The 21938-nt window shown below is 69.6% G+C and carries 23 protein-coding genes; 19 read left to right on the top strand and 4 right to left on the bottom strand.

What is annotated here, in order from left to right; translation table 11 throughout:
• Positions 1 to 94: 94 nt before the first annotated feature.
• The 10 genes from FHR38_RS05800 (at position 95) to FHR38_RS05755 (ending at position 10303) form a co-directional block, all read left to right on the top strand.
• The gene (locus tag FHR38_RS05800) at positions 95 to 943 is read left to right on the top strand and encodes a helix-turn-helix domain-containing protein (protein WP_184533446.1); all 849 of its coding nucleotides are present in this window, start codon (positions 95 to 97) and stop codon (positions 941 to 943) included.
• On the top strand, positions 930 to 1235 hold the full coding sequence (locus tag FHR38_RS05795) for a DUF397 domain-containing protein (RefSeq protein WP_312881876.1): 306 nt from the start codon (positions 930 to 932) through the stop codon (positions 1233 to 1235). The genes FHR38_RS05800 and FHR38_RS05795 overlap by 14 nt, the downstream gene beginning before the upstream one ends.
• A gap of 63 nt (positions 1236 to 1298) precedes the next feature.
• Entirely contained in the window at positions 1299 to 1757 is a 459-nt protein-coding gene (locus FHR38_RS05790) for a hypothetical protein (RefSeq protein ID WP_446685667.1), read from the top strand.
• A gap of 556 nt (positions 1758 to 2313) precedes the next feature.
• Positions 2314 to 2700, top strand: coding sequence for a hypothetical protein (locus FHR38_RS05785; protein ID WP_184533444.1), 387 nt, complete (start codon positions 2314 to 2316; stop codon positions 2698 to 2700).
• Between the two features lie 747 nt (positions 2701 to 3447).
• Positions 3448 to 5004 carry an amino acid permease gene (locus FHR38_RS05780; RefSeq protein WP_184533442.1) on the top strand — a complete coding sequence of 519 codons (1557 nt, stop codon included), beginning with the start codon at positions 3448 to 3450 and terminating at the stop codon, positions 5002 to 5004.
• Positions 5001 to 6431 carry a glutamine synthetase family protein gene (locus FHR38_RS05775; protein WP_184533440.1) on the top strand — a complete coding sequence of 477 codons (1431 nt, stop codon included), beginning with the start codon at positions 5001 to 5003 and terminating at the stop codon, positions 6429 to 6431. Before FHR38_RS05780 ends, FHR38_RS05775 begins: the two co-directional genes overlap by 4 nt.
• 46 nt (positions 6432 to 6477) lie before the next feature.
• Positions 6478 to 7848 (top strand): aldehyde dehydrogenase family protein, encoded by a 1371-nt coding sequence (locus tag FHR38_RS05770; protein WP_184539289.1) that lies wholly within the window; start codon positions 6478 to 6480, stop codon positions 7846 to 7848.
• 13 nt (positions 7849 to 7861) lie between these two features.
• A complete protein-coding gene (locus FHR38_RS05765) occupies positions 7862 to 8629 on the top strand; it encodes a 3-oxoacyl-ACP reductase (RefSeq protein ID WP_184533438.1) in 768 nt (255 codons plus the stop codon).
• Between the two features lie 100 nt (positions 8630 to 8729).
• Positions 8730 to 9587: a type I methionyl aminopeptidase gene (gene map / locus FHR38_RS05760; protein ID WP_184533436.1), complete on the top strand. Its 858-nt coding sequence runs from the start codon at positions 8730 to 8732 to the stop codon at positions 9585 to 9587.
• Complete coding sequence (locus tag FHR38_RS05755; protein ID WP_184533434.1) at positions 9587 to 10303, top strand: VIT1/CCC1 transporter family protein; 717 nt, start codon at positions 9587 to 9589, stop codon at positions 10301 to 10303. Before map ends, FHR38_RS05755 begins: the two co-directional genes overlap by 1 nt.
• Positions 10304 to 10390: 87 nt before the next feature.
• On the opposite strand, the gene FHR38_RS05750 is transcribed toward FHR38_RS05755, so the two are convergent.
• The 4 genes from FHR38_RS05750 to FHR38_RS05735 form a co-directional block, all read right to left on the bottom strand.
• Positions 10391 to 11956: an ArnT family glycosyltransferase gene (locus tag FHR38_RS05750; RefSeq protein ID WP_184533432.1), complete on the bottom strand. Its 1566-nt coding sequence runs from the start codon at positions 11954 to 11956 to the stop codon at positions 10391 to 10393.
• An 8-nt stretch (positions 11957 to 11964) separates the two neighbouring features.
• Positions 11965 to 12465: a nitroreductase family deazaflavin-dependent oxidoreductase gene (locus FHR38_RS05745; RefSeq protein WP_184533430.1), complete on the bottom strand. Its 501-nt coding sequence runs from the start codon at positions 12463 to 12465 to the stop codon at positions 11965 to 11967.
• A 126-nt stretch (positions 12466 to 12591) separates the two neighbouring features.
• Positions 12592 to 13014, bottom strand: a complete 423-nt coding sequence (locus FHR38_RS05740) for a ferritin-like domain-containing protein (protein ID WP_184533428.1) — start codon at positions 13012 to 13014, stop codon at positions 12592 to 12594.
• Between the two features lie 91 nt (positions 13015 to 13105).
• On the bottom strand, positions 13106 to 13537 hold the full coding sequence (locus FHR38_RS05735) for a hypothetical protein (RefSeq protein WP_312881873.1): 432 nt from the start codon (positions 13535 to 13537) through the stop codon (positions 13106 to 13108).
• A 288-nt stretch (positions 13538 to 13825) separates the two neighbouring features.
• On the opposite strand from FHR38_RS05735, the gene rimP reads away from it, so the two are divergent.
• From rimP to FHR38_RS05690, 9 genes are all read left to right on the top strand, one after another.
• Positions 13826 to 14485, top strand: a complete 660-nt coding sequence (rimP, locus tag FHR38_RS05730) for a ribosome maturation factor RimP (protein WP_184533426.1) — start codon at positions 13826 to 13828, stop codon at positions 14483 to 14485.
• Entirely contained in the window at positions 14482 to 15537 is a 1056-nt protein-coding gene (gene nusA, locus FHR38_RS05725) for a transcription termination factor NusA (RefSeq protein ID WP_184533424.1), read from the top strand. The genes rimP and nusA overlap by 4 nt, the downstream gene beginning before the upstream one ends.
• A 15-nt stretch (positions 15538 to 15552) precedes the next feature.
• Positions 15553 to 15900 (top strand): YlxR family protein, encoded by a 348-nt coding sequence (locus tag FHR38_RS05720; RefSeq protein WP_184533422.1) that lies wholly within the window; start codon positions 15553 to 15555, stop codon positions 15898 to 15900.
• Positions 15901 to 15982: 82 nt separating this feature from the next.
• Positions 15983 to 18991, top strand: a complete 3009-nt coding sequence (infB, locus tag FHR38_RS05715; protein WP_184533420.1) for a translation initiation factor IF-2 — start codon at positions 15983 to 15985, stop codon at positions 18989 to 18991.
• A gap of 88 nt (positions 18992 to 19079) precedes the next feature.
• On the top strand, positions 19080 to 19373 hold the full coding sequence (locus tag FHR38_RS05710; RefSeq protein ID WP_184533418.1) for a DUF503 domain-containing protein: 294 nt from the start codon (positions 19080 to 19082) through the stop codon (positions 19371 to 19373).
• 155 nt (positions 19374 to 19528) lie between these two features.
• Positions 19529 to 20005, top strand: coding sequence for a 30S ribosome-binding factor RbfA (gene rbfA, locus FHR38_RS05705; RefSeq protein WP_184533416.1), 477 nt, complete (start codon positions 19529 to 19531; stop codon positions 20003 to 20005).
• A gap of 5 nt (positions 20006 to 20010) precedes the next feature.
• Positions 20011 to 21087 carry a DHH family phosphoesterase gene (locus FHR38_RS05700; RefSeq protein ID WP_376771467.1) on the top strand — a complete coding sequence of 359 codons (1077 nt, stop codon included), beginning with the start codon at positions 20011 to 20013 and terminating at the stop codon, positions 21085 to 21087.
• Positions 21088 to 21140: 53 nt separating this feature from the next.
• Entirely contained in the window at positions 21141 to 21551 is a 411-nt protein-coding gene (locus FHR38_RS05695; protein ID WP_184533415.1) for a hypothetical protein, read from the top strand.
• Positions 21548 to 21766, top strand: a complete 219-nt coding sequence (locus FHR38_RS05690; protein WP_184533413.1) for a DUF6186 family protein — start codon at positions 21548 to 21550, stop codon at positions 21764 to 21766. Before FHR38_RS05695 ends, FHR38_RS05690 begins: the two co-directional genes overlap by 4 nt.
• Positions 21767 to 21938 lie beyond the last annotated feature (172 nt).

Raw genomic sequence — 21938 nt, 5'->3', positions numbered from 1 at the left:
GCTGACCAAAGCCCTGTTGCGTTGTCGTGCAATTCCTGTTTAGAGTTTCGCCTGCACGCATCGGAGTCAACGGATTGCGGAGGGTGCAAAATTGGTGCGGCAAATTTTGCCCACGGTGGTCGGCCGAGGGCTCGGTGGGGAGTTGCGGCAGCTTCGCAAGGCGCGGAGCCTGACCGCGTTGGTGGTATGCAAACAACTGGGCTGGCAGCCGTCGCGGCTGTCCAGAATGGAGACCGGGCAGCAGGGCATCCGGCCCGAGGATGTCGCCTCGCTGCTGGTGGTCTACGGCGTGATCGGGGCGGAACGCAAACGGCTGCTCGCCATGACGGAACGGGCGCACGAGCGCGGCTGGTGGGAGCGGCTCGGCCCGGGACTTACCCCCTGGTCGAAGACCTTCTTCCAACTGGAGGAGCAGACCAGCCGGCTGACCAGTTGGGAGCCGATGCTGGTGCCCGGCCTGCTGCAAACCGAGGATTACACTCGTGCGGTGATGCGGGCGATTGGCATCCCAGAGGCCGAGGCGCGGGTCCGGGTGACCGCCCGGCAGAGTCGGCAGGTGATCCTCAAACGTCCGCAACCGCCGCAGCTGCACGCCATTGTGGACGAAATTGCACTGCGTCGGGTGCTTGGTGATCGGCGGGTGATGGCCCGGCAGTTGCGGCGTCTCGTTGAACTAGCCGAGAGTCCGCACGTGAGGCTGCAGGTGTTGCCGTTCGGCGTCGGTGGGCACCCCGGGCTGGACGGGCCGTTCCTGATCCTGGACTTCGAGCGCGAGCCGTCCGTGGTGCACCAGGAGCCGAAGATGTCCAGCGTGTTCCTGGAGGAGCCGGATCAGGTGGCCATCTTCCGCCGGACCGCGGATAGACTGGCGCGGATGGCGCTCAGCCCGGCCAGGTCGGTCGAGTTTATTGCGCGGGTCGCAATCGAGCATGAGCGAGAGTGAGCCCGAGATGATCATTCCGGAGCTGTCCGACGCGGTGTGGCGCAAGTCCAGCCGTAGCGCAGGCGACGCCAATTGTGTGGAGATGGCCGAGGTGCCGGCGGCGTGGCGCAAGTCCAGCCGCAGCTTAGGCGACGCCGACTGTGTCGAGGTGGCCGAGCTGGTGCAGGCGGTCGCCGTACGCGATTCCAAGGACCCGTCCGGGCCGGCGCTCGCCTTCGGGCGCGACGCCTGGGCGAGCTTTGTCGCTGACGTACCCGATCGGGGTGTGGCCGGCGGGCGATCGGCGGCTTGACCCTCGACCCGGTCGAGGCCCGATTCTCTCCCCGGACGAGTCGACCGACCGGAGGAGCGAGCAGTGAGCGACAAGGCAGACGAGGTCATCGCCGAGATGAGCGCAGCGGTCGAGCTGGGCCGGGCGGGGCAGACCGGGCCGGCTCGGGAGCAGCTCACCGCGCTCTGGGAGCGGATCGGGGCGGACGGTGATCCGTTCCATCGGTGCGTGGTGGCCCACTATCTGGCTGACCTACAGGACGACCCCGCCGACGAACTCGCCTGGAATTTGCGCGCCCTCGAAGCGGTCGACACCCTCACCGACGAGCGGGTACGACAGCACCACGACTCGTTGGCGGTCCGGGGCTTCCTGCCGTCACTACACCTCAACCTGGTCGAGGACTATCGCCGGCTCGGCCAGCTCGATCAGGCTCGGGAGCATCTGACCCGCGCCCAGGAGAGCCTGTCGGCGCTGGGCGAGGACGACTACGGCGACATGATCCGCGATGGGGTCCGACAGGCCGCCGAGGCCCTGACGACCTGATTGCACTTTCCTGATACCCGTGGCCAGTTGCGGTATCCGGGACCGCAGGGCCGATGCCGGTAGGTTGAACGCGGGGGATGGGAAGACGCTCAGGCTGCGGCATCGTGAACGACGTTTTCGATCGTGCGGCGCAGGACGGCCGCATGCACGGTGATGGTGGTGCCGTCTTGGGGTGCACCGAGAGCCAGCTTGAGGCGCTCATCGCCGAGGTCAAGAGACTGCTACCAAATCCATGTGATCCGCAGGCTGTCCCGACTACAGACTTGGTCGAACACGGCGGATGCTCGCCGAGGGTGGCATCGATAGCAAGGAGGAGGCGGACCGGGCAGGACCGGAAGGCCGCCCCTAGCCGACCACCGAACCACTCACTTACTGGAACACCAGGTACGTCATCAGGCGCGGATGACGTACCTGGTGTTCCAGTGGCGGCTGGTGCCGAGCCATGAAAGGGCCGAACAGTGGCCGTCGGCGACCGGGGAGCTCTGCTTCCACCAGCTCGCAGATCAGGGCGCTCGATGTGACCGTGCCTCACTGGCCAGGTGGCTAGGCTCGTTCCGTGATGATCGCCGCTCCCCGTCTGCTGCAACCTCCGGTCCTGCTCGGCAGGGCCGGAGGCGTCGCCCTGGTGCACTGGGGTGTGGTCGACGGCCCGAACGGACTGTCGCTGGTGGTAGAGGCCATCGATGAGGGGCAGGCCGGAGTCCTCCAGGAAGGAGCATGGAAGGAACCCGGCGTCGATGCCGTCCAGATCCTCGCCGCCGTCACCACCGGCCAGGTGGTCCAGCCGAAGGTGACAGCACGCACCACCGGGCCCGGCTGGCAACGGTGGACCACCACCTTCGGCCGTTACGGCGGACTTGCCCGGGCCAGCATCGACGACATCGTCCGGATCATCGTCACGGCCCAGCCGATCGACCTGACCACCACTATCAACCTCGCCTGACCGGACCTGTGAGCCCGACGACAACCCACCAACATCGACCGCAGGGAAGATCTTGAAGCCAACTGGCCCTGGCGGGACCGCTTCCCTCCCCCAGGATCTTTAGCCGTCGTTGGTGGGCCGGGGCACAGCGGGGCAGGACGGATTTCCGGGACGGTGTCAATGGAGGGAGCAAGTGGCCGAGTTGGGCGTGTATTGCCGGGATCCCGATCCGCGATGGGGTCCGTCGGGCCGCCGAGGCCCTGACGGCCTGACGTTGGCGTCCCTGGCAAAAAACGACCGTAGAGGTGCGGCGGCGCGGGGCGGGGCGTCGGCACGGCGAACCGCCATGCGGGTGTGAGAGAGGTGACTACGCCCCGCGCCGCCGCGCGGTGCCGGGCTTCCGAGGACCCGGCATCGGACCCGGGGAGGGGTCCTGAAGGTGGACCCGGGGAGGGGTCCTGAAGGTGGACCCGGGGAGGGGTCCGAGGGGTTGGCCCGGGGAGGGGCCCGAGGGTCGGGCCAGCCGGGGCGCGCTCAGTCTGGCGCGGAATCACCCGGCAGGACCACGACCCCGGTACGCCGCCGCGCTCGGCAGCGGCGCGTGGTGTCGTACGCCTGTTGTGTCACGCCTACGAGCATGCCGGCGGCGGCGACGCGGAGCAACGCAATTACCGGGTTTCTGGCCGGCGGGTATTGACCATCTTGATCCTTACGTCAAGACTTTCCCCTAGTCGCACCGATGCGCCGACCCATGTGAGGAGGTGCGCGGTGGCCGTTACGCCCGAGACCGTCGCGGGACAGCCGATGGACGACGACAGCCGGCGGCTCGCCGAACTCGGCTACAAGCAGGAGCTGCGGCGCAAGTGGAGTGGCTTCTCCAACTTCGCCATCTCGTTCTCGATCATCTCGATTCTGGCCGGCTGCTTCACCACGTTCGGCCAGGCCTGGAACAACGGCGGGCCGGTCGCCATCTCCTGGGGCTGGCCGCTGATCTCAATCTTCATCCTGATCATCGGGTTCTGCCTGGCGGAGCTGGTGTCCGCCTACCCGACGGCGGGCGGGATCTACTGGTGGGCGGCGAAGATGGGGCGGCCGGTGCACGGCTGGTTCACCGGCTGGCTCAACCTGATCGGCCTGGTCGCGGTCACCGCCTCGGTCGACTACGGCTGCGCGACCTTCCTCAACCTGACCCTGTCGGCGCTCTTCGACGGTTGGGCGGGCACACTCCAGCAGGCGTTCGGCCTCTTCGTGGTCATCCTGGTGCTGCACGGGCTGATCAACATCTTCGGGCACCGGATCATCGACCTGCTCCAGAACGTCTCGGTCTGGTGGCACGTTGCCGGCGCGACGGTCGTGGTGGCGATCCTGGTGTTCGTACCCGACGATCACCAGAGCTTCCAGTTCGTCTTCACCGAGCGGTTCAACAACTCGGGATTCGCCGACGGCGGCACCGGCGGCTGGACGTTCTGGTTCTACATCCTGCCGCTGGGCTTCCTGCTCACCCAGTACACGATCACCGGCTTCGACGCGTGCGCCCACGTCTCCGAGGAGACCCGGGGGGCGTCACACACGGCGGCCCGTGGCCTCTGGAAATCGATCTTCTATTCGGCCATCGGCGGCTGGATCCTGCTGCTGGCCTTCCTCTTCGCGGCCACCGACGTCGAGGCGGTCAACGCGGCCGGTGGATTCTCCGGGGCGATCTTCGAGAGCGCGCTGACCCCGTTCTTCTTCAAGACGGTCATCATCATCTCCACCGTCGGTCAGTTCTTCTGCGGGATGAGCTGCGTGACCAGCATGAGCCGGATGGCGTACGCCTTCAGCCGCGACCGGGGCGTCCCCGGATGGCGGATCTGGTCCAAGGTGGACCGCAACGGCACCCCGGTCAACGCGATCATCGGCGCGACCGGTGCCGGTCTGGTGCTGACCCTGCCCGCGCTCTACTCCAGCGCCGCTGGAGTCCCGGTTGCCTTCTACGCCGTCGTCTCCGTCGCCGTCATCGGCCTCTACCTGTCGTTCGTCATCCCGATCGCGTTACGCCTACGGCTCGGCGACCGGTTCACCCCCGGACCGTGGACGCTGGGTCGCCGATACAAGATCCTCGGCTGGATCGCCGTGATCGAGATCGCCGTCATCTCCGTCTACTTCGTTATGCCGATTGTGCCGGCCGGAGTGCCCGGCACCGCCGGGTTCAGCTGGTCCGCCGTCAACTACGCCCCGCTCGCCGTCGGCGGGGTGCTGCTGCTGGTCGCCGTCTGGTGGTACGCCTCGGCGCGTACCTGGTTCACCGGACCCCGCCGAACCGTCGACGACGAGGAGACAGCATGAGGCGTACCCCGGCACTGACCGTGGAGGAACTACGGGTGGCGGTGGACGGCGGCGAGATCGACACGGTGGTCCTCGGCCTGGTCGACATGCAGGGCCGCCTCCAGGGCAAACGCTTCCACGCACCCCACTTTCTCGACGAGGTGGTCGAGCACGGCGGTGAAGGGTGTAACTATCTGCTGGCCGTCGACGTCGAGATGAACACCGTCGACGGGTACGCGATGTCAAGCTGGGCGCGCGGCTACGGCGACCTCACCATGCGGCCGGACCCGAGCACCCTGCGCCGGATTCCGTGGCAGCCCGGCACCGCACTGCTGCTGGCCGACCTGGTCTGGGCGGACGGGTCGGCCGTCGTCGCCTCACCCCGGCAGGTCCTGCGCCAACAACTGGACCGGCTCGCCCGACACGGGCTGACCGCCTTCGCCGGGACCGAACTGGAGTTCGTGCTCTACCGCGACTCGTACGAGGACGCCTGGCGGCGCGGCTATCGCGACCTGACCCCGGCCAACCTCTACAACGTCGACTACTCGCTGTTGGGCACCGCCCGGGTCGAGCCGCTGCTGCGCCGCATCCGGGTCGAGATGGCCGGGGCCGGGCTGGTGCCCGAGGCCGCCAAGGGCGAGTGCAACCTCGGCCAGCACGAGATCACCTTTCGCTACGCCGACGCGTTGACCTGCGCTGACAACCACGCGATCTACAAGAACGGGGCAAAGGAGATCGCCGCGCAGGAGGGTATGGCGATCACCTTCATGGCCAAGCCCAACGCCCGGGAGGGCAACTCCTGCCACATCCACTTCTCGTTACGGTCCATCGACGGCCAGCCGGTGTTGCCCGGTTCCTTGAGGGGCGAGCCGGGACGGCCCACTTCGTCGGCCGGCGGGGCGGGGCTGCCCGCTTCGTCGGCCAGCCGAGCGGGGCTCACCGAGGTCGGGCAGCGGGCGCTGGCCGGACTACTGGCCACCATGGGGGACTTCAGTCTGCTGTTCGCCCCGAACATCAACTCCTACAAGCGTTACCAGCCGGGCTCGTTCGCCCCGACCGCGCTGCGCTGGGGCACCGACAACCGCACCTGTGCCCTGCGGCTGGTCGGTCACGGGCCCGGACTGCGGGTAGAAAACCGGGTACCCGGGGCCGACGTCAACCCGTACCTGGCGCTGGCCGGGCTGGTCGCCGGGGTCGTACACGGCATCGAACAGGACCTCCCGCTGGAACCCGAGTTCAACGGCAACGCGTACGACGACACGACCGCGCCCCGGGTGCCGGGGACGTTACGGGACGCGCTCGCCCGGTGGGAGGAGTCGCCGATTGCGCGGGCCGCCTTCGGTGACGAGCTGGTCGCGCACTACGCCAACAACGCGCGGGTGGAGTTGGCCGCCTTCGACGCGGCAGTGACCGACTGGGAGATGTTCCGTGGCTTCGAACGCCTCTGAACTGGATCCGAGCGCCTCTGAAGTGGTGTTGCATGCCGCTGAGCAGATGCAGGCGCAGCCGTCGATCGAAGTGGTCGACCCGGCCACCGGGCAGTCCGTGACGAGTGTGCCGGCGACCACGGCTGAGGAGACCGACGTCGCGATCAGCCGCGCCCGTACCGCCTTCGACACCTGGCGGAAGGTGTCCCCGGCCGACCGGGCCCGTCTGCTGCGCCGATTCGCCGCCGAGGTCGACGCGCACATCGAGGAGTTGGCCCGGCTGGAGGTGCGCAACGCCGGGCACACCATCGGCAACGCCCGCTGGGAGGCGGGCAACGTCCGCGACGTACTCGACTACTACGCCGGGGCACCGGAGCGGCTGACCGGCCGGCAGATTCCCGTACCGGGCGGGGTGGACGTCACCTTCCACGAGCCGCTCGGGGTGGTGGGGGTGATCGTGCCGTGGAACTTCCCGATGCCGATCGCCGGCTGGGGGTTCGCCCCGGCGCTCGCGGCCGGCAACACGGTGGTGCTCAAACCGGCCGAGTTGACCCCGCTGACCGCGATCCGACTCGGCGAGCTGGCCCGGGACGCCGGCCTGCCCGAGGACGTGCTCACCGTACTGCCGGGACGGGGTGCGGTGGTGGGGGAGCGCTTCGTCAGCCATCCCGAGGTCCGCAAACTGTGCTTCACCGGCTCGACCGAGGTCGGCAAGCGAATCATGGCCGGCTGCGCCGCCCAGGTGAAGCGGGTCACCCTGGAGTTGGGCGGCAAGAGCGCCAACATCGTCTTCGCCGACGCCGACCTGGAACGGGCGGCGGCCAGTGCGCCGTACGCCGCTTTCGACAACGCCGGCCAGGACTGCTGCGCCCGTACCCGTTTGTTGGTCCAGCGCCCGGTCCTGGACCGGTTTCTGGCGCTGCTGGAACCAGCGGTACGCGGCATCCGGGTGGCCGACCCGACGCTGGAGTCCACCGAGATGGGCCCGCTGATCTCGGCTGGCCAGCGGACCCGGGTCGCGTCGTACGTGACGGAGGCGGAGACCGCCTTCACCGGCTCGTGCCCGGCCGGCGACGGGTTCTGGTTTCCGCCGACGGTCCTACTCGCCCGGTCACCGGCCGACCGGCACTGGCGGGAGGAGATCTTCGGCCCGGTGATCTCGGTGCTGCCCTTCGACGACGAGGCCGAGGCCGTCGCCCTGGCCAACGACACCGAGTACGGCCTCTCCGGCTCGATCTGGACCCGGGATGTGGGCCGGGCGCTCCGGATGGCCCGCGCGGTGGATTCGGGCAACCTGAGCGTCAACTCCCACTCGTCGGTGCGCTACTGGACCCCGTTCGGCGGGATGAAGCAGTCCGGCCTGGGCCGGGAACTCGGACCGGACGCGCTGCACGCCTTCACCGACGTCAAGAACGTCTTCATCGCAACCGACGAGTGACCGGGGAGTGAGTGTGCGGGATCGACTGGCGGACCGGGTGGCGGTGGTCACCGGGGCAGGCAGCGGGATCGGGCTGGCCACCGTACGGCGGTTTGCCGCCGAAGGCGCGCGGGTGGTGTGCGTCGACATCGACGCCGGGTCCGGGCAGGCCGCCGCCGAGGAGGTCGGTGGCGAGTTCGTGGCCTGTGACGTGGCCGACGAGGCCCAGGTGCGGGAGCTGTTCGACGGGGTGGCCGAACGGCACGGCCGGGTCGACATCGCCTTCAACAACGCCGGCATCTCGCCGCCGGACGACGACTCGATCCTGGTCACCGGTCTGGAGGCGTGGGAACGGGTGATCCGGGTCAACACGACCAGCGTCTACCTCTGCTGCCGGTACGCGATTCCGCACATGCAACGGCAGGGCAAGGGTTCGATCATCAACACCGCTTCGTTCGTGGCGCTGATGGGTGCGGCCACGTCGCAGATCGCGTACACCGCCAGCAAGGGCGGGGTGCTCGCACTGACCCGGGAACTGGGCGTCCAGTTCGCCCGGGAGGGCATCCGGGTCAACGCGCTGTGCCCGGGGCCGATCGCCACCCCGCTGCTGCTCGACCTGTTCGCCAAGGACCCGGAGCGGGCCGCCCGCCGGCTGGTGCACGTGCCGATGGGCCGGTTCGGTGAGCCGGCCGAGATCGCCGCTGCCGTGGCCTTCCTGGCCAGCGACGACGCGTCGTTCATGACCGCTGCCCAGTTCGTCGTCGACGGTGGGATCACCGGCGCGTACGTCACCCCGCTGTGAGTGGGCTGCCTTGTTGGGAAGGGCTCCTGCCAAGGCAGAAAGCGACAACAAGAGACCCTTCCTTCGCAGGGGGCGGGGTGGGCGGCGATAGGCTGGCGGCATGACCGTCCGCGCGCCACTCACCCCAGGAACGCTCTCGCCATGGCGACCGGTGCCGTCCCACATCGTCCGACCGGAGTACGTGGGAAAGAAGCGGCCCAAGGAGTGGCGCGGCTCGCACGTACAAACGCCCGAGACGGTCGAGAAGATGCGGGTCGCCAGCAGGCTCGCCGCGCAGGCCACCCAGCTCGCCGGGGAGCACTGTAAGCCGGGCGTCACCACCGACGAGATCGACCGGGTGGTGCACGAGTTCCTCGTCGACCACGGTGCCTACCCGTCGACCCTCGGCTACAAGGGCTACCCCAAGTCGTGCTGCACCAGCCTCAACGAGGTGATCTGCCACGGCATCCCGGACTCGACGGTGATCCAGGACGGCGACATCGTCAACGTCGACGTCACGGCGTACATCGGTGGGGTGCACGGCGACACCAACGCCACCTTCTGCGTCGGTGAGGTCGCCGAGGAGGTCAGCCTGCTGGTCGAGCGCACCCGCGAGGCGATGATGCGGGGCATCCGCGCGGTCGCCCCGGGCCGACAGATCAACGTGATCGGCCGGGTGATCGAGTCGTACGCGAAGCGGTTCGGCTACGGCGTGGTTCGCGACTTCACCGGCCACGGCATCGGCGAGTCCTTCCACAGCGGCCTCTACGTGCCGCACTACGACAGCCCGCGGCCCACCGACGTGATGGAGCCGGGGATGACCTTCACCATCGAGCCGATGATCACCCTGGGCACCTACGAGTACGACATGTGGGACGACGGTTGGACGGTGGTCACCAAGGACCGCCGGTGGACGGCACAGTTCGAGCACACCATCGTGGTCACCGAGGACGGCCACGAGATCCTGACCCTGCCATGATGACCGAAACTCCTGCGGCCCTGATCGAGCACCACCACGCCGACGTCTCCGGCGGCTGGCTTCGGCCGGCCGTGTTCGGGGCGATGGACGGCCTGGTCACCAACATCGCGCTGATCGCCGGGGTGGGTGGTGGCGGTGTCTCGCCGCGCAACATCGTGCTGACCGGCGTTGCCGGGCTGGTCGCCGGGGCCATCTCGATGGGCCTGGGGGAGTACACCAGCGTCCGCTCGGCCAACGAGCAGGTGGCCGCCGAGGTGGCCAAGGAACGCCGCGAGTTGGAGCGCCACCCCGAGGCCGAGGCGCAGGAACTGGCCGACATGTGGGTCAAGCGTGGCCTGCCCCGGCACCTGGCCGAAGAGGTCGCGACGGTGATCAGGAACAACCCGGAGGAGGCGCTGCGGGTACACGTCCGCGAAGAGTTGGGCGTCGACCCGGATGACCAGCCGAGCCCGTGGGCAGCGGCCATCTCCTCGTTCGTGTGCTTCTCGATCGGGGCGTTGATCCCGCTGGCGACCTACCTGCTCGGCTTCACCAACCTGTGGTTGGCGCTCGCCGTCGGTGGTCTCGGCCTCTTCGCCGCAGGTGCCATCGTTGCTCGCTACACCAACCGGAGCTGGTGGATCAGCGGCACCCGGCAGTTGCTGCTGGGTGGGGCCGCCGCCATCATCACGTACGGGGTGGGCAAGCTGATTGGGGTCAGCGGCGCGATCGGCTGAGCCGACGTCCGGTATCGAGTCGACGTTCGAGTTCGAGCCGACGTTCGAGTTCGGGCCGGTGTCCTGATTCGCTCGCGACACGGAGTCTCAGCCGAGGTGGCGTAGCTCCGGCCAGAGCTGTGACCAGGGACGGTCGAGCCCTCGGCAGAGCCAGATCGACTCGCCCTGCTCCTCGTTCTCCACGCCGTACCCGTTGTCGTGGCGGGCGACCACCACGGTCGCCGAGCCGCAGTGCGGGGCCAACTGCCGGCCGACCCGCTCGCCGACGGCGATCACCGGCCCGGTGGTGCTGTCCGCCGGGGGACCCCACCGCCAGAAGTTCAGATGACCGCTGTACGGGGTGGGCAGTCCGAGCGGTCGTCCGTACTTGTCGATCGCGCCGGCCTCGCCGTAGTTGCTGGTCAGGATGACGGCGGTGGCCTGTTCGGCGGCGGGCAGCGACCGGTGGACGTCCGCCACCGTGGCGACCAGTTCCGGCCAGCCGATGGTCTCACCGGCGTCGTAGTTGATCATTGCCTGCGGCGTGTGCGGCATTACCCGGACCGGGTAGATCGGCAGCGCGATGGCGACGTTGGCCACGGCGTTCACGACCAGGCCACCGGCCAGCGCCACCCGCCGGGCCCGGTCGCCCCGGGCGAGCCAACCGACGGTGGCGATCGCCCCGGCGGCGAAGAGCGCCGGGTACGCCCCGGCCGGGTAGTACTCCCGACCACCGGTGGCCAGGGTCAGGCCGAGCACGATCAGGTATGCCCAGCCAAGGAAGCGGTACGGCCGGGCGTCAGCGGTACGCAGCAGCCGCCAGAGTCCGGCGATCCAGATCACCGCCAGCGGCGGCCCCATGATCAGGAATTGCGATGCGAGCACCCCGAGCGGACCGTCGGTATCCGCCCGGATCACCTCGGACATCTCGAGCTGTGGCCAGCCGTGGGTGGCCTGCCACCACAGGTTCGGTGCCCACAGCGCGACGGCGATGGCCGCCGCGACCCACAACGCCGGCCGGCGCAGGAGTTCCCGTGGACCGCTGACCAGGACAGCGACGGCGAGGGCCGCGACGAACAGCAGGGGCAGGCTCTTGGCCTGCAACCCGATCCCGAGCACCGGACCCAGCGCCAGCAGCAGCCGGTCGTGGCGGGTACGCAGCCACCGGACCACCAGCCAGGCGATCATGGTCCAGCACAGGATGTCGTACGGCGTGGTGCTGAGCAGGTGACCCGAGACCAGGGTGACGCCGGTGGTGGCCCAGGTGATCGCGGCGAGCAGTTGCGCCCGGCGATCGCCCCCCATCTCGCGGGTGAGCAGGCCGACCAGCAACACCGTGAGCCCGACGACTCCGGCGGTGGGCAGCCGTAGTGCGGTCAGCGAACCACCCGACAGGCTGTCGGTCAGTCGGGCCAGTGCCGGCAGCAGCGGCGGCTGGTCGTCGTAGCCCCAGGCCAGGTGCCGCCCGGCGAACAGGTAGTAGAGCTCGTCCCGGTGGTAGCCGTACCGGCCGGCGACGGCCAGCAACACGACGACGGTGAGTCCGGCAACCGTGGCCAGTGCGGTCCGGGCAATCGGGGGTGGGCTTCTCCGCTCCGGCGGTGACGGGGCTGGATCCTCCGCCCCTGTGGACGGTTCCGTTGGCGTTACGGGTCGCCGTGCCTGCCTACGCATGCCCGGGATTATCGACGACCGTCGTCCTCCGTGGAAGACGTGTCGGTCACCGGTGCGAGCCGGAACACCCGGATCTGCCGACCATCAGCACGCTCCACATAGGTCTGGTAGGCCGGCCAGCGGGTGATCAGCAGTTGCCACAGCCGGTCCCGCTCCGCCCCGGTGGCCAAGTGTGCCCGTACCGGGATGTCGCGGCCCTTGAGGGTGACGGTGGCCGCCGGGTCGGCCATCAGGTTGAGCACCCAGGCCGGCTGGTGGCGCTGCCCCCAGTTCGAGCCGACCACCGCAAACCCGTCGCCGTCGCGGACGCACACCAGTGGGTTGCTGCGGGGTTGCCCGGACTTGCGGCCGGTGGTGGTGATGATCAGGGACGGTACGAGTCCCAGGCCGACCACCCGACCTCGGGTGAGCCGCCCCACCAGGCGGTCGACGGGCACCAGGAACCGGCCGGTGGCGGCGAACCATCGTTGGTGGCCGAGGCGGCGGACCAGGCTTCCGAAGGCGGACATCGGACCAGTGTGCCGGTGCGGAGGGCAGGCCGTCGAGCCGGGCCCCGGGACAGCCGGGCAGTCACCTCGGTGTCCGGTCCGTCACCCCCGTTCGGCCCGTCGCCCCCGTTCGGCCGGTGGCTGGTGTCAGGCGCTTCGGCCGGGGAAGGGGACGGTGGCCGGGGTGACGCCCGCCTGCTTCCGGAACCGGGTGGCCCGAACCGCGCAGTCGGTGAGGCCGGTCAACGCCTCGGCCCGTTCCGTGTCGGTGGTCGTCGGCAGAGCGGCCCGCCAGGCGGCGGCCGTCCGTTCCTCGACCGTGATCGCGAGTCGCAGCGCGCTGGCCCGGTCGGTCACCGGGAACGGCAGGGTGTACGCCGGTTCCGGTGCTGGCGGGGTGGCCCCTTCCCGGGTGAGCAGCGTCACCAGGGTGTCCCGACGGTTGCGGTGCGCCGTCTCCGCCGCCCGGGCCTCCCGCCGGGCCGCTCCGGACAGGCGTACGCCGATCGCCCCGTACGCGAAGATCGCCGCGTGTTCGGCGGCGAGTGCCGTGGCGAGTTGCTGGTTCATGACGCGGTCCCGTTCCCCCTGGCTCGTGCGGTCGTCACCACAGTTCGTACGGTCACCACACTTCGTACGGTTGTCACAGTTCGTGCGGTCGTCACAACAGTTCCAGATGGGTGGCGCGGGCAGCGGCGATGCTGCCGACGAGCGCGGCCCGGTGTGCCGGTGTGGAGAGGCAGGCCGTGGTGGCGGCGGCCTGCCCCTGTTGTTCGGCGCTCCGTAGGGCGGTGAGCATGCTCTTACGGTCACCGGTCGGCAGCGTCGGGCCGGCGGTCGGCGTGCTGTTGGGCAGGGTGACCCGAGTCACTCGGGCCAACTCCTCGGCGTGCGCGCGGTGTGCCTGAGCGATCGGGGTGAGCCGGTCGGCGAGCGTCGGATCGGCGGCGACCGCGGCTTCGTACAGGGCGGCCAGGTCGAGTGCCCCGGCGAGTAGGGGGGCGAGCGGGTCGGGCTCCGGCTCCGAGTCGTCGAAGAGCCCGCAGGCGGCCAACGGACCGGTGGCCGCTGCCAGTGTCAGCAGGCCCGCCACCCGCAGGACCGAACGTCGGGATCGCAGGATCGAAGGTCCGGATCGTTCCCGCAAGTCGCGATTCTTCACCGTGTCTGCGCTTCGCACCGGACAAGTCAACACCATCCGTGCGGGGCGTCGGGCGACAGTCGGCCCCGCGCGTCCCCGGGGCGTCGGTGCGCCGGCCGCTACCTCTTCCGTCCAGCGCGTTACGCTCTGCGCAAGCCGCCGGACATTGGTTGGGTCCGGTGGCGTGCTGGCATGGGCTGCCCGGTCAGGGTGCCGAGGATCGTGAAGAGGGGTGCGGAAATGACGCAGCGTGGTCGTGCTGCCGCCCGTCCGGCGGCTGGCCCGCGCGCTGGCGGGCGTCCCCGGTCCGACCTGGGCGCGCGCCGGGCCCGGTTGCGCGCCGTGATCGAGCCGGTGGTGAACGCCGCCGGTTACGACCTGGAGGACGTGTCGGTGACCCGGGCCGGGCGCCGGCACGTCGTACGGGTGATCGTCGACGGCGATGGTGGGGTGAGTCTCGACGCGGTGGCCGAGGTGTCCCGCGCGGTCTCCGCCGCCCTCGACACCGCCGAGGAGACCGGTGGTGACCTGGTCGCCGGGGAATACCAGCTGGAGGTCAGCTCTCCCGGGGTGGACCGGCCGCTGACCCTGCCCCGGCACTGGCGGCGCAATGTCGGTCGCCTGGTGAAGGTCACCGCGCGCGGCGCGGGCGGCGTGCCCGGGCAGCGTGCTGCGGACCAGCCATCGACGGACCGGCAGATCACCGCCCGGGTGATCGCGGCCGATGACGACCGGGTCGTGTTCGACCTGGACGGCCAACAGGATGAATGGACCTATCCGGATCTTGGGCCCGGGCGGGTGCAGGTGGAGTTCAGCCGCTTGGACACCGTGGCTGACGAGGATCTGGACGAGTTCGACGACTTCGACGACGACGAAGATGTGGAGGGCGAGGAGAGGTGAACATCGACCTCGCGGCGCTGCGCGCACTGGAGCGTGAGCGGGAGATCCCGCTCGACACGATCCTCGCGGCGATCGAGTCCGCGTTGTTGACCGCGTACCGGCACACCGAGGGCGCGCAGGCGCACGCCCGGGTGGAGATCGACCGTAAGACCGGGGTGGCGCTCGTCTACGCCCAGGAGGTCGACGAGGAGGGCACGGTCGTACGCGAGGTGGACGACACCCCGCACGACTTCGGTCGGATTGCCGCCATGACCGCCAAGCAGGTGATCCTCCAGCGGTTGCGGGAGGCCACCGACGAGGTGCACTTCGGCGAGTACGTCGGCCGGGACGGTGACCTGGTCACCGGCGTGGTGCAGGCGCACGAGGCGCGGGCCGAGAAGGGCATCGTCAGCGTCGACCTGGGCAAGGTCGAGGCGGTGCTGCCCCAGTCCGAGCAGGTGCCCGGCGAGCGGTACGAGCACGGTGAGCGCATCCGGTGCGTGGTGGTGCACGTGGCGAAGGGGCTGCGGGGACCGCAGATCACCCTGTCGCGTACCCACCCCAACCTGGTGAAGAAGCTCTTCGCGCTGGAGGTGCCGGAGATCGCAGACGGTACTGTCGAGATCGCCGCGATCGCCCGCGAGGCCGGCCATCGGACCAAGATCGCGGTACGCTCGACGGTCCCCGGTGTCAACGCCAAGGGTGCCTGTATCGGGCCGATGGGTCAGCGGGTGCGGGCGGTGATGAGCGAACTGCACGGCGAGAAGATCGACATCATCGACTGGTCGGAGGATCCGGCCAACTTCGTCGGCAACGCACTGTCGCCGGCCAAGGCGCTGCGGGTCGAGGTGGTCGACGCGGCGAGTCGTACCGCTCGGGTCACGGTGCCCGATTTCCAGCTCTCCCTGGCCATCGGCCGAGAGGGGCAGAACGCACGGCTCGCGGCCCGGCTGACCGGCTGGCGAATCGACATTCGACCCGATGTCGAGCAGACTGCCGGTTCGGTGCCGAACGCTTCCCGGGGCGGTGCTGATCACGTTCCTGAACCGGGCGGAGCGATCTCGGCCGGCTAGGGGTAGACTTTGCCAGTGGTACGACGTGCGTGGCCGGTGCGCACCTGTGTGGGATGCCGGCGACGCGCGCCGGCTCATGAGTTGCTGCGGATCGTCGCGGTCAGCGATGGGGCTGGTTACAGCCTTCGACCCGATCCGGCCCGCAGACTGTCGGGTCGGGGAGCACATCTGCATCCCGAGCCGGCTTGCCTCGCGTTGGCACAGCGGCGTCGAGCCTTCGGGCGGGCGTTGCGGATCACCGGTGTTCCTGACATGGGTGAGCTGACCAGGCATATCGACGCGTTAGCCACTACGCCCGATCATCCGACCGGGCGAGGGTCGCACAGCAAGCAAGGTAGGACGACCGACATGAGCACACGATGAAGTCCCAGAAATGATCAGGCTTCAAGTGCACGAGTGAGGTCGCTGCGGGTGCTGCCCGCACGACCTCGGAGTGAGGAGTGCAGTGGCAGGCAAGGCCCGCGTACACGAGCTGGCAAAAGAGCTCGGGGTCGAAAGTAAGACCGTTCTCGCCAAGTTGAAGGAAATGGGCGAGTTCGTGAAGTCCGCATCCAGCACCGTCGAGGCGCCGGTCGCCCGTCGGCTGCGTGGTGCGTTCGTCGCGTCGTCGGGTTCAGGTTCCCCGGCGCCGACCGCCCCACCGGCGGCGGCTCCGGCGACCACCCCGACGCCTCCGCCGCCGAGCCCCGGCGAGCCGAGGATCTCCGCCAAGCCCGGGCCGCCGCGTCGGCCCGGTCCGCCCCCGGCCAAGCCCAAGGGCCCGGTTCCCGGCCCGCCGTCGGGAACTGCCGCTCCGGCCAAGCCGGCGAGCGCGCACGACATCGAGGTGGCGGCCGCCGAGGCGCGTGCCGCAGCTCTCAAGGCTGAGCAGGAAGCAGCCGTGAAGGCCGCCCAGGCCGCCCGGCAGCGGGACACCGTCCGTCGGGAACCGCCGGCCGACGGCACGTCTCGGCCGAAGCCGGGTCCGGGTGCCATCCCGCCGCGTCCGGGTTCGCCGGCTGCGGCCCCCCGCCCGGGCACCCCGGGTGCGCCCACGCCTGGCCCGGGTCGTTCCGGCGGTCGGCCGCCGGCGCGTAGCGGTGGAAACAACCCGTTCGGTATCACCCCGGGCGGTCAGCGTCCGGCAGCGTCCGGCGGTCCCCGTCCCAACCCGGCGTCCATGCCGCCGCGGCCCAGCCCGGCGTCCATGCCGCCGCGGCCCAGCCCGGCGTCGATGCCGAGCCAGCGCCCCGGTCGTCCTGGCGGCCCCGGTGCCGGTACGGGTCGCCCCGGTGGCGGTGGCGCCGGTCGTCCTGGTGGTGGCGGCGGTGGCGGTGGCTACCGTGGCGGTCCTGGTGGTGGCGGCGGTGGCGGTGGCTACCGTGGCGGTCCTGGTGGTGCTGGCGGTGGCGGTGGCTACCGTGGCGGTCCTGGTGGTGCCGGCGGTGGCGGTGGCTACCGTGGCGGCCCCGGTGGTGGCGCGCCGGCCGGCGCGGGTGCCGGCGGTGCCGGTCGTCCCGGTGGCGGTGGCCGTGGTCGCGGCGGCGGTGCCGCGGGTGCCTTCGGGCGTCCGGGTGGCAAGCCGGCCCGCGGTCGCAAGTCCAAGAAGCAGCGCAGACAAGAATTCGACAACCTGTCCGCGCCGACCATGAGCTCGGGTGCCCCCCGGGGTCAGGGTCAGGTCGTACGGTTGTCGCGCGGTGCTTCGCTGTCGGACTTCGCTGACAAGATCAACGCCAACCCGGGTTCGCTGGTCCAGGAGATGTTCAACCTGGGCGAGATGGTCACAGCGACCCAGTCGTGCTCCGACGACACCCTGCTGCTGCTGGGTGAGCACCTCGGTTTCGACGTGCAGATCGTCAGCCCGGAGGACGAGGACCGCGAGCTGCTCGCGCAGTTCAACATCGACCTCGACGCCGAGGTCGCCGAGGACCGCCTGGTCAGCCGTGCGCCGGTAGTGACCGTCATGGGTCACGTCGACCACGGTAAGACCAAGCTGCTCGACGCGATCCGCAAGGCGAACGTCGTGGCCGGCGAGGCAGGTGGCATCACCCAGCACATCGGTGCCTACCAGGTGCACGTGCCGCACGAGGGCATCGACCGCGCGGTGACCTTCATCGACACCCCGGGTCACGAGGCGTTCACCGCCATGCGTGCCCGTGGTGCCCAGGTCACCGACATCGTGGTGCTGGTGGTCGCCGCCGACGACGGCGTCATGCCGCAGACGATCGAGGCGCTCAACCACGCCAAGGCGGCCGACGTGCCGATCGTGGTGGCGGTCAACAAGGTCGACAAGCCGGAGGCCAACCCGGACAAGGTCCGCCAGCAGCTGACCGAGTACGGCCTGGTCGCCGAGGAGTACGGCGGCGAGACCATGTTCGTCAACGTGGCGGCGAAGCCGGGTATCGGCATCGACGAACTGCTCGAAGCGGTGTTGCTGACCGCCGACGCGTCGTTGGAGCTGACCGCTCCGATCGACGGCCCGGCTCAGGGTGTGGCCATCGAGGCGCACCTGGACAAGGGTCGCGGTGCGGTGGCGACGGTGCTGGTCCAGAAGGGCACGCTGCGGGCAGGTGACTCGATCGTCGCCGGTGGGGCGCACGGTCGGGTGCGGGCCATGCTCGACGAGAACGGCAATCCGGTCGCTGAGGCGGGTCCGTCCCGCCCGGTGATGGTGCTCGGTCTGACCGCCGTGCCGGGCGCGGGGGACACGTTCCTCGCGGCCGAGGACGACCGGACCGTGCGGCAGATCGCCGAGCAGCGTCAGGCCCGGCGGCGGGCGGCGAGCTTCGCCAACTCGCGGGGTCGGGCGACCCTGGAGACGCTCATGGAGCAGCTCAAGGAGGGCGAGAAGACCTCGCTCAACCTGGTGCTCAAGGGCGACGGTTCGGGTTCGGTCGAGGCGCTCGAGGACGCGCTGTTCAAGATCGACATTCCGGAGGAGGTCCAGCTCAGGATCATCCACCGGGGCGTCGGCGCGATCACCGAGAGCGACGTCAACCTGGCGAGCGCGTCCACCGAGGCCGTCACGATCATCGGCTTCAACGTGCGGGCCTCCAACAAGGTCCGCGAGATGGCCGACCGCGAGGGCGTGGAGATCCGGTACTACACCGTTATCTACCAGGCCATCGAGGAGATCGACGCGGCGCTCAAGGGCCTGCTCAAGCCGGAGTACGAGGAGGTCGGGCTGGGCAGCGCGGAAATCCGCGACGTCTTCCGCTCGTCCAAGATCGGCAACATCTCCGGATGTATCGTGCGGTCCGGCGTCATCCGCCGCAACGCCAAGGCGCGGCTGCTGCGCGACGGGGCGGTCGTGGCGGACAACCTCACGATCAGCTCGCTCAAGCGGTTCAAGGACGACGCCACCGAGGTCCGCGAGGGCTTCGAGTGCGGTCTGACCCTGGGTAGTTACAACAATGTCCAGGTCGGTGACGTCATCGAGACCTTCGAGATGCGGGAGAAGCCCCGCAGCTGACGGTAGGGTCTAACTGATCAAGGGGTTTACGCCTGCGGGCGTAAACCCCTTGATCATGTGTCACATACAGCGGGTATCCTTCGTCACGATGTTTACCGGAACCGCGGTTTTCGACATTCTGTTGCCAGGCGACTCGCAATCGCTCAAGACGAAGAGATCGTACGTACGGCCCATCGTGGCCGCCCTGCGCCGATTCGAGGTCTCCGTCGCGGAGGTGGGCGCGCTCGACCTCCACCGGCGAGCCGAGATCGCGGTGGCGGTGGTGGCGGCCGAAGCCAGCCACGTCGGCGAGGTGCTCGACAATTGCGAGCGGCTGGTGGCGGGGCGACCAGAGATCGAATTGCTGTCCGTGCGACGCCGGTTACACGGCGCCGACGACTGATTGCGCGCCGGTAAACCCACCGGATCGACCGGTGGGCGGGATGCGCGTGCCCCGCCACGACGCGGGTAGTGTTCCAGACGATGGCCGGTCCGGCTCCGGCGACGCGTTGACGTCGCCGGTTCCGGCCGGGAGCAAGATGCCGTGGAGGTGCGGAAATGACGGACCCTGCCAAGGTGCGCCGGCACGCGGAACGCGTGCGTGAACTGGTGGCTTCGGTGGTGCGTACCCAGATCAAGGACCCTCGGCTCGGCATGATCACCATCACCGACGCGCGGATCACTCCCGATCTGCGCGACGCCACGGTCTTCTACACCGTGCTCGGCGACGCGGCGGCCCAGGCGGGCACCGCCGCCGCGCTGGAGAGCGCCAAGGGGATGCTGCGCAGCACCGTCGGCAAGGCCCTGGGCCTGCGTCACTCGCCGACCCTGACCTTCGTGCTCGACAACGTGCAGGACCAGGTCAAGCACATCGACGATCTGCTCGCCGCGGCACGGAACGCCGATGCCGAGGTGCAACGACTGGCCGCCAAGGCGGAGTACGCCGGCGGGGCGCAGCCGTACCGGACCGAGGACGAGGAAGAGGAGGAGGGCGAGGAGCCCCCCTCCTCGGGTGCCGCCGAGGACCGGCGGTGACCGAGATCGGTCGTGCCGCCGGGGCGGCCCTCGCCGAACGGCCGGTGTCGGACGGGACCGGCCCCAGCGAGGCGGACTGGGCGGCGGCGGTCGCGGCCGTACGGGATCTGACACCGGACAGCCGGGTGCTGCTGATCTGCCACGTCAACCCCGACGGGGACGCCCTGGGCAGCATGCTCGGCTTCGCGTTCGGCCTACGCCGGTTGGGCGTTCGGCACCTGCAGACCACCTTCCCGGGACCGCCGGAGGTGCCCGAGCCGCTGCGTGGCCTTCCCGGCCTCGACCTGCTGGTTCCGGCCGACGAGGCGTGGCTCGACCCGGACCTGGTGATCTGCTTCGACGCCGCGAGTGCGTCGCGACTCGGGACGCTGGCCGGTCGGCTCGACCGGGTCGGTACGACGACCGTGGTGCTCGACCACCACGCCTCCAACACCCGCTTCGGTGGGATCAACGTCATCGACCCGGCGGCGGCGGCCACCTCGGTGGTAGCCGAGGAGCTGCTCGCCCGGCTCGGGGTGCCACTGGATGCCGAGATCGCCGAATGCCTCTATGTCGCGCTGGCCACCGACACCGGCTCGTTCCGGTTCGCCATGACCACCCCGGCGGTGCACGAGATGGCCGCGCGGCTGCTGGCCACCGGAATCCGACCGGGCGAGATCTCGCGTCGGATATTCGACACTCGTCCGTTCGGCGCGATCCGGCTCTACGGGGACGTGCTCAGTCGGGTGCAACTCGCCCCGGATGCCGCCTGCGGTCTGGGGCTGGTCTGGACCTACGCCACCCTGGACGACCTGACCCGGCACGGGCAGCGCCCGTACGTCCTGGAGCCCTTGATCGATTCGGTGCGCTGCGCGGCCGAAGCCGACGTGAGCTGCGTAGTCAAGCAGATCGCCGAGGACGAGTGGGCGGTTTCCATGCGCAGTAAGGGCGGTGTCGACGTCAGCCAGGTCGCCGTCGTACTCGGCGGTGGGGGACACCGGTTCGCGGCCGGGTTCACCGGGCGCGGCTCCGCTACCGAGGTGGTCGACGCCATCCGTGACGAGCTGGACCGGGCGGTCGTTCCGACCGAAGATCAGAGGTAATCCCGGGGAGTGTCGCCCTTTCCGGTGCCTCCGGCCTCGGGAACAATCGGTTGATGGAGCAGCCGCAAGAGATCGCCGCCGCCGAGGTGTCACGGACCTGGGACAGGCCGGTCGTGTCGATTCCGGTCATCGCCTGCCTATCCCTGGTGGGAGGCCAGTTCCCGTCCTTCTCCACGCCGGCCAATCTCTATGCGCTGGGCACCGGTGGGGCACTGATCTGGCTCGGGCTCTCCAACCGGATGCCACGCCGCCCGGCCCCCGTCCGGCTGGGGCGGGGCACCAACTGGTGGTTGCTGCCGGTCGTCATCTTCGGCCTCTTCGAGGGGACCACCTTCATCCTCAACGCCGGGGACGACTTTCCCACCTTCTCCCGCCTCGCCGATCCGCTGCTGGAGGACGACCTGGCCCGGTCGGCTGCCTACTTCGGGTGGCTGATGGCGTTCTGGGGGCTGGTACGGCGATGACTGGACTTCGGTTGCTGGCCATCGGCGGGTTCGTGGTGGCGATCGTCCTGTTCGCCGTGGTCGAGTGGGCCGCTCGCCGGGAGGGATCCCGCATCCCCACCTTCGGTGACGTCTGTGCCTATGTCATGCAGTACGAGGTCGGCCCGGTGCCGGTGGGGCGGATCGGCGTCTTTGGCTTCTGGTGGTGGGTGGGGTGGCACTTCTTCGCCCGCTGACCCGGTGCCTCGCCAGCGTCCCCACGGGGTGACTGTTCCGTATCCCGGGAACTGGGCGCCGTGCCGGTTGACTTAACGCTAACTTGGTTTGTGATGCGCCGCACTCGTGCTCTTGCCGCACCCGTGCTCTTGTCGCGGTGACGGCGTACCACCGGTGACGGTGCACAACCAG

This window comes from Micromonospora polyrhachis (genome assembly GCF_014203835.1).
Classification (GTDB): Bacteria; Actinomycetota; Actinomycetes; order Mycobacteriales; family Micromonosporaceae; genus Micromonospora_H; species Micromonospora_H polyrhachis.
This window is presented reverse-complemented; position numbering and strand designations above follow the sequence as displayed.